We start from the raw sequence: 13,984 nt of genomic DNA on the forward strand, positions 1-13,984 counted from the left end.
AGCGGTAGGGGCGGGACTCGCCCGTCCCCGGACGCTCAGTTGTCAGAGTCACGCCTTCGCCTCCGGCACGTAGGTCAGGGTTGCCCGGTCGCGCGGAGACCGAGGCCGGTGGTCCCGAGACGGGCGCGGGCGGCGCGGAGACCGAGGCCGGTGGTCCCGAGACGGGCGCGGGCGGCGCGGAGACCGAGGCCGGTGCCCCAGAGACGGGAGCAGCGGCCGATGCGCGGGATTGCGGCGCGGCGTCGGGTGGAACCGGCGACGACGGCCGCTGAGCCGCGCGTCGTCCCGCGACCGGCGCGGTGTCGGACGCGGGCGCGACCCGTGGCGGCGCGGGCACGGGAGCTGGCGGTCCGGACACCGGAGCAGGTGGCGCGGAGACGGGAGCCGGCGGTCCGGACACGGGAGCCGGCGGTCCGGACACGGGAGCGGGCGGTGCGGAGACCGGGGTCGGTGGCGCGGGCACGGGACGTGGCGGGCCGGAAGCCGGAGTGGCGGGCGCGGCACCAGCGGGCGGCGCCGGCGGCGGGCCACCCGGCGCCGGCAGGAACTCGAGGCGGAGCCGGACGGCCGGTGGCCCGGAGACCGGGGTACGCGGCTCGTCGACCGGCGCGGTTGGCCGGGACGGGCGGTGAACCGGAGGTGCGGGCGGTGGCCCGGCCAACGGCCGGGCGGGCGGCTGCCCGACCTGAGACCGCTGCGGCCCCCAGCCCTCGCCCGGCCGGGGCTGGGCGGCGGGACGGGGGGCATCACCCGGGTGGGGGTGGGCAGCGGGACGGGGCGCGCCGGGATAGCCCTGAGCGGGTCCCGGTCGGGGGGCGGGATGCGGGGGCGGCACGGGGCCCGGCGCGGGGCGGCGGGCGGGGCCGTACTCCGGCTGTTCGACGGGACGACGCGGCCCCTGGCCAGCGGGATAGTCGCGGCCGGGTGGCATCTCCGGTCCGCGGCGCGGGCCGGGTTGGTCGTACCCGGGGGGTATGCCGGAGCCGGGGCGTGCCGGCGGCGGGTATCCGCCGGCGGGTATGCCGGACCGGCCCGGCTGCGGCGCACCGGGTGGGGGCTCCGGCGCGTGGCCGGAGCGGTAGTCGTGCGCCGGGCGCGCGCGGCCCGGCGGCATGCCGGGACCCGGCGGGTACGGGTCGTAGTCGTCCGGTTCGCGCCGTCCGGGGTAGCCCCCGGGCTCCCGCTGCGGCGGCCCGGGCCAGCGACCGTCTCGGCCGTCCATCGGTCGTGCGGCGCGCGGCTCGTCTCGTCGGTCGGTGCGGGCGGCCCAGCCGTCGGGCGCGGGGGGACGCTCACCCCATGGACCGCTCGCGGCGGGCGCGGGGCTGGTGGGGCGGGGTGGTTGGCCGCCGGACTGGTAGACGCCGGCGCGGCCGGATGCGGGGGGTGGCTGGCGGCGCTCGGGGCCGGGGTCTCCGGGGTAGCGCTGGCCGGGCCTGGGTGTCCACTCGGAGGTGGGTTCGCCGACCCACGATGGCTCGCCCGGCCGGCGCCGGTGGTCCTCCGTCACACCGCCACCTCGCCGTGAGCCGCTTCCCCCAGGTGGTGACCGCCGTGCCGCGCGCGGCGTGACCCGACAACGGGCCCGCGTCGCTCGCTCACGGCGATGTCACCTCATCGAAAATGTTTCGCTGACCACCCGCACGCACCGGATAGAGTTTCCCCCCGCATCGGTGCAGCGTGGTTGCGGAAGGAGGGTAGCGGCGTGGGCTCGGTCACCGCCACTGCGCCACCGCACCTCGCCAGAAACTTTATACCCTGGTTCCGGACATTTACCGCGATAACGGTATCAGGCTGCCGTCGCTACTCGACCTATCGGCAGGCGACCCTCGCCGGCGCGTTCACCAACACCGTCTTCGGATTTCTGCGCTGCTACGTCCTGCTGGCCGTCGCGGCCGGCGCCGGCGGACTCGCCGCCGGGTACGACCGGGCGCAGCTGGTCACCTTCGTCTGGACAGGACAGGGGTTGCTCGCGGTCGTGCTGCTCTGGGGGTGGACCGATCTCGCCGACCGGATCCGCACCGGCGACATCGCGGCCGACCTGCTCCGCCCGGTGTCCCCGGTGGTCAGTTACCTCGCCACCGACCTGGGCCGGTCCGGCTACGCGTTGCTCACCCGCTTCGTCCCGCCGGTGCTGATCGGGGCACTCTTCTTCGACGTCTACCTGCCGGCTCGTTGGTTCACCGGACCGCTCTTCGCGCTCTCCACGCTGCTGGCGGTCGTGATCTGTTTCGGCTGCCGCTATCTGGTCAACGCCGCGGCGTACTGGCTGCACGACGTACGCGGTCCGATGATCCTCTGGACGTTCGGCTCCGGCATCCTGGCCGGACTCTACTTCCCGCTGCGCTTCCTGCCGGACTGGCTCTGCGTCCTGCTGTGGGTCGCGACGCCGTTCCCGAGCTTGCTGCAGACCCCGCTCGACGTGCTGGTTGAGCGCGATCCGTGGCCGCTGCAGGTCGGTCTCGTCGCCGGTCAGGTGGCCTGGGCCGGGCTGGTGCTGGCGACGTGCCGTTCGGTGCAGCGGCGGGCGGAGCGGCGGCTGGTGGTGCAGGGTGGCTGATGCGGCGCCGACCGGCGCCGTACGGGCCTATGTCGCGCTGCTGCGCGGGCAGGCCCGCGCCCAGGCCTCCTACCGCACGTCGTTCGTGGTCGAACTGGTCGGCAACGTCGGGGCGACCGTCTTCGACGTGCTCACCGTCGTGGTCCTCTTCCAGGTGACCCGCACGCTGGGCGGCTTCGCGCTGCGCGAGGCGATGGTCATCGTCGGGATGTCCGCGTGCGCGTTCGCCGCCGCTGACCTGTCGTTCGGCAACATCGACCGGCTCAAGCAGTACGTGCGGACCGGTCTGCTCGACGCGGTGTTGGTCCGCCCGCTCGGCGCCCTTCCGCAGCTGCTGCTGATGGACCTGCCGCTGCGCAAGCTGTCCCGTGCGTTGTTCGGCGTCGCCGTTCTGGTGGTGGCGTTGGCCCGAGCCGACATCGCGTGGACCCCCGCCCGGCTGGCGCTGGCCGTGGTGGCCCCCCTCGCCGGGGTGCTCTTCTTCGGCTCGATATTCGTGGCGAGCGCCAGCCTGGCGTTCTGGTGGATCGAGTCCGGGGAGGTCGGTGCCGCGTTCACCTACGGTGGCCGTGATGTCACGTCCTACCCCATGACTGTCTACAGCGGCTGGTTCCGCCGGCTCTTCGCGTACGGGCTGGGGTTCGCCTTCGTCGCCTACTACCCCGCGCTGGCGCTGCTGGGCCGCCCCGATCCGCTCGGCCGGCCGTCCTGGATGGGGTGGCTCGCGCCCGGCGTCGCGCTCGCCGCGGCGTTCGCGGCCGCCGCCGCGTGGCGGGTCGGCATCCGGCACTACCGGAGTACGGGCTCATGACCCGTGAGGAGCGAGGAGTGAGCGTGCGAGCCCCGCAGTCGCGAACGAACGTCATCGAAGCGCGCGCGCTGCGCAAGGACTTCACGGTACGGGTGCGCAAGGGTCGGTTGCGGCGGGAGAAGCGGGTGGTGGCCGCGGTCGACGGGGTCGATCTGACGGTGGAGCGGGGCGAGATGCTCGGCTACATCGGACCCAACGGCGCGGGCAAGTCGACGACCCTGAAAATGCTGACCGGCGTGCTCACGCCCTCCGCGGGGCAGGTGCGGGTGTGCGGGTTGGCGCCGGTGCCGCAGCGCACCCGGTTGGCGTTGCGCATCGGGGTGGTCTTCGGTCAGCGGTCGCAGCTCTGGTGGGATCTGCCGCTGGGCGACTCGTTCGATCTGCTGCGCCACGTCTACCGGGTCCCGGCCGCGGATCATGCCGCCCGGCTGCGCCGCTGCCGCGGGCTGCTCGACCTCGACAGCTTCCTCGACACCCCGGTGCGGCAGTTGTCGCTGGGGCAGCGCATGCGGGGTGAGTTGACCGCGGCGCTGCTGCACGGGCCCGAGGTGCTCTTTCTCGACGAGCCGACGATCGGCCTCGACGTGGTGAGCAAGCAGGCGGTGCGGGCGTTCCTCGCTGAGCTCGGGCAGGGGGGTGACACGACCATGGTGCTCACGACGCACGACCTCGCCGACATCGAGCGGCTCTGCCGGCGGCTGGTGGTGATCGACCACGGTCGGGTGGTGCACGACGGCTCGATCGAGGCGCTGCACGCCCGGTACGGGTCGCGCCGGCTGGTCGTGGTCGATTTGGACGAGCCGCTGGTGGAACCGCCGTCAGTGCCGGGCGCGCCCGTGCAGTCCGTCGGCGCCGACGGACGTCGCCTGGTGTTCGCGCTGGAGGCGGCGACCGCGGGGGAGGTGCTCGCGCGGCTGGCCGCGCTGACCGCTCTGCGTGACGTCTCGATCGTTGAGCCCGACATCGAGGATGTGGTGGCTCGGCTCTACGCCTCGCCCGCGCACGTCACGGCTCCGGCCCTCGACGCGGTTGATCAGGGGTGTTCCATCACCAGGACGGCGACCGTGCCGGGCGCGAGCGCGTCGTAGCGGTGCGGGACGTCGCCGTCGAACACCGCGTAGTCGCCCGGCCCGAGTTCGACGGGGTCGCTGACCGGGCCGGTGCGCAGCCGGCCGGCGGTGACGATCAGGTGCTCGACGCTGCCGGGCAGGTGCGGCTCGGCGTCGCGCCCGGCGCCCGGCTCCATGGTCAGCAGGTAGATGTCGCGCCGCGCGTGCGGTGAGCCGGCCGAGAGCAGCGTGCCGGTGAAGTCCGCGTGCTCGGCCTGGACGCGTGGTCCCTCGCCGGCCCGGATCACCCGTACCGGCGGGGTGACCGGCTCGACGAGCCGGCTGAACGGCACGCCGAGCGCGACCCCGAGCGACCAGAGCGTCTCGACGCTGGGGTTGCCGGCGCCGGATTCCAACTGGCTGAGGGTGGACTTGGCGATGCCGGCGCGGCGGGCGAGTTCGGTGAGGGAGATGCCCGCCCGTTCCCGTTCGCGGCGAAGCGCGGCCGCGATCGTGGCCAGTGGTGCAGCGCTCTGTGACAATGTTCGCTCCGTCGGTCGCTCTGTTCGCGTTGACGAACACTCGGGTCGCGTTCAATATTATGGACTGTGCGTACGGCAGAACGAACACCCGAACGGGCCCTGATTCGCGACGTGGCCGCGATCGCCTCGGCCATGATCGCCGTGGGGGCGTCGTTCGGGGCGATCGCGACCGCCGCCGACCTGCCGCTCTGGGCCGTGGTCGCGATGTCGGCCGTGCTCTACGCCGGCGGCGCGCAGTTCATGGCGGTCGGGCTGATCGCCGCGGGGAGCCCCTTCGCCGCGATCTTCGCTGGCCTGCTGATCAACGCCCGTCACCTGCCGTTCGGGCTGGCGCTCGGCGACACGCTCGGCACGCGGTGGCGCGACAAGTTGCTCGGCAGCCACCTCATGACCGACGAGGCGACGGCCTTCGCGCTGGCGCAACCCGAGGGCGCCGAGCGGCGACGGGCATTCTGGCTGGCCGGCGTCGTGCTCTTCCTCGCCTGGAACAGTGGGACCCTGCTCGGGGTGCTGCTCGGCGGTACCGCCGGAGATCCTTCGACGCTCGGGCTGGACGCGGCGTTCCCCGCCGGCCTGCTGGCGCTGCTGATGCCCGCGCTACGCGATCAGCGGACCCGGGCCGTGGCGCTGGTCGGCGCCGGGATCGCCGTGCTCACCACACCGCTGCTCCCCGCCGGGCTCCCCGTGCTGATGGCGCTCACGGCGCTCGTCGTCCTGTTCCTGCCCGTCTCGAAGGGGAAGCAGCCGTGCTGATCGCCGTCATCCTGGCGCTCGCCATCGGGACGTACGCCTTCCGGTTGGCCGGCGTCGTCCTGCGCGACCGGCTCGACCTGCCCGAGCGGCTCCAGACGCTGTTGCCGGTCGCGGCCGCCGTGCTGCTCGCGGCCCTGGCCGCGACGGCGGCGTTGACCGAGGCGGGGCGTTTCGCCGGGGTCGCGCGGCCGGCCGGCGTGCTGGTCGGCGCGGTGCTGGCCTGGCGTCGGGCGCCGTTCGTCGCGGTGGTCGTCGCGGCCGCCGGAACGGCCGCGGTGCTCCGGCTGCTCGGCATCAACTGAGGCGGAAAACGACCGCTGCCCCGGCGCGACAGCACCGGGGCAGCGGTCAGGGTCGAGGGGCAGGTTGAGCTAGATCTTGTCGCCGAGGTTCACCCGCGGCGCGGGCGCCCGCATGCGGCGGAAGGTGATCGAGCGCATGATCGCGTAGAGGTAGAGCGAACCCATCCGCTGCTCGGTCTTGGGGAAGCGCTCCTGGACCAGCTTCTTGATCCGACGCGAGATCAGGACCGAGTCGACCACCACGCCGAGCGCCAGCGCCGCCCAGAGCACGTTGGAGATGAGCCGCACGATCGGCGGCATGGTCTGGGCCGACCCGATCAGCACGATCAGGGCGCCGCCGAAGAACCAGGTGCCGACCGTACGCCGGGAGTCGACGACGTCACGGGCGAGCGCCCGCTCGGGGCCCCGGTCACGCGGGCCACCCTCGCGGCGGAACTCCGCCGCGGCCTCGGCCCGCTGGGCCCGGCGACGTTCGCGCGCCTCCTGCTTGGTGGCGGGCACGGTCTCGGCGACAACGCGCCGACCCGCACCGGGCCGCTTCGGTGTCTGCTTGCCGAGCTCTTTCTTGCTCGGCGTGTAACCCTTCGGGCGGGCGGACGCGGGGTCGGCGACGGTCGTCGACGAGGCGACGGCCTCCTCGACGAGGTCGGTTGACTTGCGGCGAAACAGCGACGGCACGGGGTGAAGGGTAGCCGGCCCGGGGGAGCGGGCGCACATCACCGTGGGTTATGGGCGTTCGACGTGGGCGCCGAGCGCGGAGAGCTTTCCCTCGAAGTCCTCGTAGCCTCGGTTGATCAGGTCGACGCCGTAGACCCGCGACGTGCCGTCGGCCGCGAGCGCGGCGATCAGGTGGCTGAATCCGGCCCGCAGGTCGGGGATGACCAGATCGGCGGCGTGCAGCTTGCTGGGGCCGGCGATCACCGCCGAGTGCTTGAAGTTGCGCCGGCCGAACCGGCACGGCGTGCCGCCCAGGCAGTCGCGGTAGACCTGGATCGTCGCGCCCATCTTGTTGAGCGCGTCGGTGTAGCCCAGCCGCTGCTCGTAGACGGTCTCGTGGACGATCGACAGGCCCCGCGCCTGGGTCAGCGCGACCACCAGCGGCTGCTGCCAGTCGGTCATGAAGCCGGGGTGCACGTCGGTCTCCAACGCCACCGCGCGCAGCTCCCCACCCGGGTGCCAGAAGCGGATGCCCCCCTCCTGGCCGGTCGAACCGGCCCGCGGCGCCCGCGCGTCCGTCACCTCGTACGCCCCGCCGACCGCGCGGAACACGTTGAGGAATGTCATCATGTCGACCTGCTCCGCGCCGAGCACCTCGACGTCACCGCCCGTGGCGAGGGCCGCCGCCGCCCAGCTCGCCGCCTCGATCCGGTCGGGGATCGGGCGGTGCGAGTAGCCGCCGAGTCGGGACACACCCTGGATCTCGATCACCCGGTCGGTGTGGACCTTGATGATGGCGCCCATCTTCTGCAGGATGCAGATCAGGTCGACGATCTCCGGCTCCACCGCCGCGTTGCGCAGCTCGGTGACGCCCTCGGCCATCACCGCGGTGAGCAGCACCTGCTCGGTGGCGCCGACGCTCGGGTAGGGCAGCTCGAACTTGGTGCCGTGCAGCCCGTTGGGGGCGGTCAGGTGCAGCCCTTCCGGCCGCTTCTCCACGACCGCGCCGAACTCCCGGAGCGCCTGCATGTGGAAGTCGATCGGCCTCGGGCCGATGTGGCACCCGCCCAGGTCGGGGATGAACGCGTGGCCCAGGCGGTGCAGGAGCGGGCCGCAGAACAGGATCGGGATGCGGCTCGACCCGGCGTGCACGTTGATCTGGTCGGTGGAGGCGCGCTCGACGTTGGCGGGGTCGAAGACCAGCTCGCCGTCCTCGTCGCCGTCACTGACCTTGACGCCGTGCAGCTCCAGCAGGCCGCGGACGACCTCGACGTCGCGGATCTGCGGCACGTCGAAGAGCCGGCTCGGCTCGTCGCCGAGCAGCGCCGCGACCATGGCCTTCGACACGAGGTTCTTGGCGCCGCGAACCCGGATCTGCCCGTGCAGCGGGGTATTGCCGTGCACGATCAGGACGTCATCGGTCAACGCAACCTCCAGCGCGTCGTGGTGCTGCTGTCAAAGAATCGTGGCGGCCATGATCCACTTTGCCCGGATTGGTGCCTGGGGGAGCATAGCGCTCCGTGACGGCGGAAGGGCCGCAGGATGGCCCGGCTTGGCATTAATCGGGGAAGTGGCGCAATTTCCCACACCGACCGTCACGGTTGGTGACTGAACGTCACGGCAGGGCGAGCATCTGATCGAGCGCCGTACGAGCGTGACGAGCGGTCTGCGGGTCGACCGTGATCTGGTTCGGCACCCGCCCGGCGACGAGCTCTTCGAGCGCCCACACCAGGTGCGGTAGATCGATCCGGTTCATCGTGGAGCAGTAGCAGACGGCCCGGTCCAGGAACATGATCTGCTTGTCGGGGTGCGCGTCCGCCAGCCGGCGTACCAGATTGAGCTCGGTGCCGATCGCCCACGCCGAACCGGCCGGCGCGGCTTCGATCGCCCTGATGATGTACTCGGTCGAGCCGACCTGGTCGGCGGCCGTGACCACCTCGTGCCGGCACTCCGGGTGGACCAGCACGGTGACCCCGGGCACCCGGGCCCGCACCTCGTTGACGCTCTCCAGCGTGAACCGGCCGTGCACCGAGCAGTGCCCGCGCCACAGGATCATCTTCGCGTCGCGGAGCTGCTCCGGGGTGAGCCCGCCGCCCGGCTTGTGCGGGTCGTAGAGCACGCAGTCGTCGAGGCCGAAGCCCATCTCCAGCACCGCCGTGTTGCGACCGAGATGCTGATCCGGCAGGAAGAGCACCCGCTCGCCACGCTCGAACGCCCAGGCCAGCGCCCGCTCCGCGTTGGAGGAGGTGCAGACGACCCCGCCGTTGCGGCCGACGAAGCCCTTGATGTCGGCCGAGGAGTTCATGTAGGTCACCGGCACGGTCGACCCGGCCACGCCGGCGTCGGCGAGCACCTCCCAGGCCGCCTCGACCTGCGACAGCACCGCCATGTCCGCCATCGAGCAGCCGGCGGCCAGATCGGGGAGAACGACCTTCTGCGCGTCGCCGGTCAGGATGTCCGCGCTCTCCGCCATGAAGTGCACGCCGCAGAAGACGATGTACTCGGCGTCCGGGCGGGCCGCCGCCTCACGCGCCAGCTTGAACGAGTCGCCCGTCACGTCGGCGAACTGGATCACCTCGTCGCGCTGGTAGTGGTGGCCCAGCACGAAGACCCGGTCGCCCAACTCGGCCTTCGCCGCGGTCGCCCGCGCCACCAGATCGGGGTCGCTCGGCGCGGGCAACTCACCCGGACACTCCACGCCGCGCTCCGTGGAGGGGTCGCTGCCCCGGCCCAGCAGCAGCAGGGCCGTGGCGGTGCTGGATGGTTCAACCCAGGTCGAAGTCACGTCCGACATCGTCCCACAGCCCGGGTCGGGCGTCTCCGATCACGGTGTGGCCTGCCACACTGCCGTTCATGCGGGTACTGATCTGTCCGGACAAATTCGCCGGCACGCTCTCTGCGCCGGAGGTCGCCGCCGCGGTCGCCGCCGGCTGGCACGAACACGCGCCGGCCGACGAGACGCTCCTGCGGCCGCTCGCCGACGGTGGACCGGGCTTCGTCGAGGTGCTGGCGAGCGCCGTCGACGGCCGGCGCCTGCCGGTGGCGACCGTCGACCCACTGGGCCGCCCGGCCGCCGGCGAGATACTGCTGGCGGGGGACGCTTCCACCGGAATCGCTGCCACCGGGGTCACCGCGTACGTCGAAAGCGCCCAGGCGTGCGGGCTGCACCTGCTCAGCGCCGAGGAACGGGACCCGAAGCGGACCACCTCGTACGGGCTCGGACTGCTCATCGCCGCCGCCGTCGAGACCGGCGCCCGACGGATCGTCGTCGGGCTCGGCGGATCGGCCACCAACGACGCCGGGGCCGGCATGCTCGCCGCGCTTGGCGCGACGCCGCTCGACGAGACCGGCCGGGCGCTGCCGTACGGCGGGGCCGCGCTCGCCGCGGTCGCGTCCCTCGACGGGGTGGCCCGGCTCCGCGACGTCGAACTGGTCGCCGCCACGGACGTGGACAACCCGCTCACCGGACTGCACGGCGCCTCCAACGTGTACGGGCCGCAGAAGGGCGCCACCCGGGAGGACGTGCTGCTGCTGGACGCGGCGATCGAGCGCTTCGCCGCCGTACTCGAACGGGATCTTCCCGGCTGTCCGCCCGGGCTGGCCGCGCTTCCCGGCGCCGGCGCGGCCGGTGGCCTGGGCGCCGCCATCCTCGCTCTCGGCGGCCGGTGCGAATCGGGGATCGCCCTGGTCACCCGGCTGATCGGTCTCGACGAGGCGCTCGACCGGGTGGATCTGGTGATCACCGGTGAGGGGTCGTTCGACCACCAGTCGCTGCGCGGCAAGGTGGTCGCCGGAGTGGCCGGCGCGGCCCGTGACCGCGGCCTGCCCTGCGTGGTGCTCGCCGGTCGGATCAGCGCGGGGCGGCGCGAGTCGGCCGCCGCCGGGATCACCGAGGCGTACTCCCTGGTCGAGCACTTCGGCGATGACGTGGAGCGGGCGATGCGCGAGCCGGCCGAGGGCCTGCGCGCCATCGCGACGCGCCTCGCCGGCCAGTGGAGCCGGTGACGCCACCGCGTGACCGCCGTGAGCTGCGCCTCACCGAAGTAACATGGGTACCCGGATTGGGAATCACCGGCCAGCGGGCTAGCGTTGGCCAGTACGGACAAGACCGCACCGGCGCAGGGAGACCCTCATCGTGACCACTTCAGCGCAGCCCGAGTCGATCAAGGCCGAGGCGCCGACCACCATCGCCCTCACCGACATCGCGGCGCAGAAGGTTAAGGCCCTGATCGAGCAGGAAGGCCGCGATGACCTGCGGCTCCGTGTCGCCGTGCAGCCGGGTGGCTGCTCCGGCATGCGGTATCAGCTCTTCTTCGACGAGCGTTCGCTCGACGGCGACGTCGTGACCGACTTCGACGGTGTCGAGGTTGTCGTCGACCGCATGAGCGCTCCTTACCTGGCCGGCGCCAGCATCGACTTCGCCGACCGGATCGACGCGCAGGGCTTCACCATCGACAACCCCAACGCGCAGAACTCCTGCGCGTGCGGCGACTCGTTCCACTGAGCCGAGCCCAACCGCTTTACGGGGCCGCCTGTGCGGCGCCTACCGATCCGTCGCGCCGTTCGCGCGGTGCGATGGATCGGCACAGGCGCCGCGCGCGGCCCCGTTCCGCGTTCCCGGCGGCGCCCACCGAACCGGCGGGGCGGGACACCACGCACCGCCCGGTAGGCTGACCGCCGCGGAATCCCACCTCTACCCGAAGGCCGACATGAAGATCGCCGTCAGCGGCTCGATCGCGACCGACCACCTGATGCACTTTCCGGGCCGGTTCGCTGATCAGTTCATCGCCGACCAGCTCCACAAGGTGTCGCTCTCGTTCCTCGTCGACGATCTCGTGGTGCGGCGTGGCGGGGTAGCCGCCAACATCGCCTTCGGCATGGCGCAGCTCGGACTGCGTCCGATCCTGCTCGGCGCCGTCGGCGCCGACTTCGCCGACTACCGGTCCTGGCTGGAACGGCACGGCGTGGACTGTGACTCGGTGCACGTCAGCGAGGTTGCCCACACGGCCAGGTTCGTCTGCACCACGGACCTCGACATGTGCCAGATCGCCTCGTTCTACGCGGGAGCGATGAGCGAGGCCCGCAACATCGAGCTCGCCCCGGTCGCCGCCCGCGCCGGCGGGCTCGACCTCGTGCTGGTCAGCGCCGACGACCCCGAGGCGATGATCCGCCACTCCGAGGAGTGCCGCACCCGCGGCTACGCCTTCGCGGCGGACCCGTCGCAGCAGCTCGCCCGGATGGACGGCGGCGACGTGGCGAAGCTCATCGAGGGCGCCGACTACCTGCTCACCAACGACTACGAGAAGTCGCTGCTGGAGAGCAAGGCCGGACTGACCGACGCCGAGGTGCTCGATCGGGTGAAGGTCCGGGTCACCACGCTCGGCAAGCACGGCGTGGAGATCACCGGTCGTGACATGGAGCGCATCCACGTGCCGATCGCGCGTGAGATCGAGGCGTACGACCCCACCGGGGTCGGCGACGGCTTCCGGGCGGGCTTCTTCGCGGCCCTGTCCTGGGGCCTCGGGCTGGAACGCGCCGCCCAGGTCGGCTCCCTGCTGGCGACCCTGGTCCTGGAGACCGTCGGCACCCAGGAGTACACCGTGCGCCCGGACATCTTCGTCAAGCGCCTGGCGGAGTCCTACGGCGACACCGCGGCCGCCGAGGTCGCCCGCCACCTCCCCGCCTAAACAGCCACGGCGCGCGACCCGCTTTCCCTGCCGATCAAGGACGTATTCACGTGATCGAAGATCAAACCGTGCGCATACGTCCTTGATCGACGGGGAGGGAGCGCGTCCGTGGTGGAGGGTCGGGTCAGGGGTGGGCGCGGCGGACGTCGAAGGCCGTGGGGGAGGGGCGTCCCACGAACTCCTGACCGCGCATCCGGCACCAGGCCGGGATGTCGACGGCCGCGGCGGGGTCGTCGGCGAGTACCCGGAGCACCGCGCCGGCGGGCAGGTCGGGCAGGCGCCGCGCGAGCGCGATGACCGGCAGCGGGCAGCGCTGACCGAGACAGTCGAGCACCTCCGCCGGCCCCGTCACAGCCCCACCACGCCCGCCTCGGCCCGCAGGTCCGCGACGACCTGCGGCAGTTCGGCGAGGAAGCGGTCCACCTCCGCGGGCGTCGTGTCCCGGTGCAACGAGACCCGTACGTTGCCGTGCGACAACACCCCCATCGCCTCCAGCACGTGGCTGGGGCGCAGCGTCGACGCGGTGCACGACGAGCCGGACGAGACCGCGAAGCCGCGGCGGTCGAGCGCGTGCAGCAGCGCCTCGCCATCGACGTACAGGCACGAGAACGTCACCAGGTGGGGGAGGCGGTCGGTGGGGTGACCCACCACCTCGACATCGGGAACGGTCGCGGCGACGGTCGCCCGGATCCGGTCGACGAGCGCGGCCAATCGCGTCGCCTCGGCCGCCGCGTCGGCGGTCACGGCGCGCAGGGCGGCGGCCGCCGCCACCACCGCGGGGAGATCAAGAACACCCGGGGTACGGCCGGACTCGCGCTCGTCCGCGGGATAGGGAGACTCCCACCGCGTGCCTTTGCGGACGACGAGCACGCCGACGCCCGGCGGACCGCCCCACTTGTGGGCGCTCGCCGACAGCAGCGACCAGCCGTCCGGCACCGGAGCCCGTCCGACCGACTGCGCGGCGTCGACGTAGAGCGGCACTCCCGCCGCCGCGCACGCCTCGGCGGCCGCCGCGACCGGCTGCACCGTACCGACCTCGTGGCTGGCGCTGATCAACGCGGCCAGCGCGACCCCGGGGGCTGTCACCGCCGCCGCCCAGGCATCCGCGTCGAGGCGACCGAGCCGGTCGACCGGCACCGAGACGAGGTCGCCACCGGCCGCCACGTGCCGCTCGCCCGCGTGCAGCACGGCCGAGTGCTCGATCGCGGAGTGCACGAACACCCGTCCCGCCCGCCGGCGCCCGGCCAGGCCGCCCAGCACGGCGGCGTGCGCGGAGGCCGTACCGCTGGCGGTGAAGGAGAGCTCGTCCGGCCGTACCCCGAGAAGCTCGGCGGTCACGGCCCGCGCCGCGTCGAGCAGCTGGCGTGCGCGGCGGGCCTGCGTGTAGAGCCGGCCCGGGTCGGCCCAGCCGTCCTCCAGGGCCGCGAGCAACGCCTGCCGCGCCACCGGATGCAGCGGCATCGCGGTGGCCGCGTCGAAGTACGCGCCTGTCACGCTCACGAATGAGACGGTATCGCGTGGCTCATTGAGCATGATCAGACCGGGTTGACACGCCGACCCCAAGACGGTCCGGGCGGAGATGGTCGAGTAATCTGCGACCGTCGGTGACGCCTTTGCCGCCGG

Annotated in this window: 14 protein-coding genes; 8 read left to right on the forward strand and 6 right to left on the reverse strand. The window is 72.8% G+C overall.

The genetic code is table 11. The features are described from left to right. Positions 1-1,705: 1,705 nt before the first annotated feature. From AB0J06_RS12160 to AB0J06_RS12170, 3 genes are read left to right on the forward strand one after another with little or no spacing between them, the layout of a single operon-like run. A complete protein-coding gene (locus AB0J06_RS12160; protein WP_357427545.1) occupies positions 1,706-2,560 on the forward strand; it encodes an ABC-2 family transporter protein in 855 nt (284 codons plus the stop codon). Then, positions 2,553-3,371: an ABC-2 family transporter protein gene (locus tag AB0J06_RS12165; RefSeq protein ID WP_357427547.1), complete on the forward strand. Its 819-nt coding sequence runs from the start codon at positions 2,553-2,555 to the stop codon at positions 3,369-3,371. Before AB0J06_RS12160 ends, AB0J06_RS12165 begins: the two co-directional genes overlap by 8 nt. Before the next feature lie 17 nt (positions 3,372-3,388). Continuing rightward, positions 3,389-4,459, forward strand: a complete 1,071-nt coding sequence (locus AB0J06_RS12170; RefSeq protein WP_357427549.1) for an ATP-binding cassette domain-containing protein — start codon at positions 3,389-3,391, stop codon at positions 4,457-4,459. On the opposite strand, the gene AB0J06_RS12175 is transcribed toward AB0J06_RS12170, so the two are convergent. Further along, the gene (locus AB0J06_RS12175) at positions 4,405-4,962 is read right to left on the reverse strand and encodes an XRE family transcriptional regulator (protein WP_357427551.1); all 558 of its coding nucleotides are present in this window, start codon (positions 4,960-4,962) and stop codon (positions 4,405-4,407) included. The two genes, AB0J06_RS12170 and AB0J06_RS12175, sit on opposite strands and share 55 nt — an antisense overlap. Positions 4,963-5,073: 111 nt before the next feature. Between AB0J06_RS12175 and AB0J06_RS12180 the strand changes: the two genes are divergently transcribed. Together AB0J06_RS12180 and AB0J06_RS12185 are read left to right on the forward strand one after the other, a co-directional pair. Then, on the forward strand, positions 5,074-5,715 hold the full coding sequence (locus tag AB0J06_RS12180) for an AzlC family ABC transporter permease (protein WP_357427553.1): 642 nt from the start codon (positions 5,074-5,076) through the stop codon (positions 5,713-5,715). After that, positions 5,709-6,017: an AzlD domain-containing protein gene (locus AB0J06_RS12185; protein WP_357427554.1), complete on the forward strand. Its 309-nt coding sequence runs from the start codon at positions 5,709-5,711 to the stop codon at positions 6,015-6,017. Before AB0J06_RS12180 ends, AB0J06_RS12185 begins: the two co-directional genes overlap by 7 nt. A gap of 69 nt (positions 6,018-6,086) precedes the next feature. Here AB0J06_RS12185 and AB0J06_RS12190 read toward each other — a convergent pair whose 3' ends face one another. The 3 genes from AB0J06_RS12190 to nadA form a co-directional block, all read right to left on the reverse strand. Further along, positions 6,087-6,695, reverse strand: a complete 609-nt coding sequence (locus tag AB0J06_RS12190; protein WP_357427556.1) for a DUF3043 domain-containing protein — start codon at positions 6,693-6,695, stop codon at positions 6,087-6,089. Between the two features lie 48 nt (positions 6,696-6,743). Further along, positions 6,744-8,099 (reverse strand): UDP-N-acetylglucosamine 1-carboxyvinyltransferase, encoded by a 1,356-nt coding sequence (murA, locus tag AB0J06_RS12195; protein WP_357427559.1) that lies wholly within the window; start codon positions 8,097-8,099, stop codon positions 6,744-6,746. 190 nt (positions 8,100-8,289) lie between these two features. Beyond that, positions 8,290-9,459, reverse strand: coding sequence for a quinolinate synthase NadA (nadA, locus tag AB0J06_RS12200; RefSeq protein ID WP_357427561.1), 1,170 nt, complete (start codon positions 9,457-9,459; stop codon positions 8,290-8,292). Between the two features lie 68 nt (positions 9,460-9,527). On the opposite strand from nadA, the gene AB0J06_RS12205 reads away from it, so the two are divergent. The 3 genes from AB0J06_RS12205 to AB0J06_RS12215 all read left to right on the forward strand — a co-directional run bounded on the left by AB0J06_RS12205 (position 9,528) and on the right by AB0J06_RS12215 (position 12,361). Next, the gene (locus AB0J06_RS12205) at positions 9,528-10,679 is read left to right on the forward strand and encodes a glycerate kinase (protein ID WP_357427563.1); all 1,152 of its coding nucleotides are present in this window, start codon (positions 9,528-9,530) and stop codon (positions 10,677-10,679) included. Between the two features lie 130 nt (positions 10,680-10,809). After that, complete coding sequence (gene erpA / locus AB0J06_RS12210) at positions 10,810-11,178, forward strand: iron-sulfur cluster insertion protein ErpA (protein ID WP_357427565.1); 369 nt, start codon at positions 10,810-10,812, stop codon at positions 11,176-11,178. Positions 11,179-11,383: 205 nt separating this feature from the next. Further along, a complete protein-coding gene (locus tag AB0J06_RS12215) occupies positions 11,384-12,361 on the forward strand; it encodes a carbohydrate kinase family protein (protein WP_357427567.1) in 978 nt (325 codons plus the stop codon). A 124-nt stretch (positions 12,362-12,485) separates the two neighbouring features. On the opposite strand, the gene AB0J06_RS12220 is transcribed toward AB0J06_RS12215, so the two are convergent. Then, positions 12,486-12,713, reverse strand: a complete 228-nt coding sequence (locus tag AB0J06_RS12220) for a sulfurtransferase TusA family protein (protein WP_357427569.1) — start codon at positions 12,711-12,713, stop codon at positions 12,486-12,488. Then, positions 12,710-13,861, reverse strand: a complete 1,152-nt coding sequence (locus AB0J06_RS12225) for an aminotransferase class V-fold PLP-dependent enzyme (RefSeq protein ID WP_357427571.1) — start codon at positions 13,859-13,861, stop codon at positions 12,710-12,712. Before AB0J06_RS12225 ends, AB0J06_RS12220 begins: the two co-directional genes overlap by 4 nt. Between the last annotated feature and the right edge of the window lie 123 nt (positions 13,862-13,984).

The sequence above is a fragment of the Micromonospora sp. NPDC049679 genome, from assembly GCF_040659735.1.
In the GTDB taxonomy this organism is placed as follows: domain Bacteria; phylum Actinomycetota; class Actinomycetes; order Mycobacteriales; family Micromonosporaceae; genus Micromonospora_I.

What these genes read in the sequence shown, in the direction of transcription:
- AB0J06_RS12205 (WP_357427563.1), top strand. Translation starts at nt 9,528, where the DNA reads ATGCGGGTACTGATCTGTCCGGACAAATTCGCCGGCACGCTCTCTGCG.
- AB0J06_RS12215 (WP_357427567.1), top strand. Translation starts at nt 11,384, where the DNA reads ATGAAGATCGCCGTCAGCGGCTCGATCGCGACCGACCACCTGATGCAC.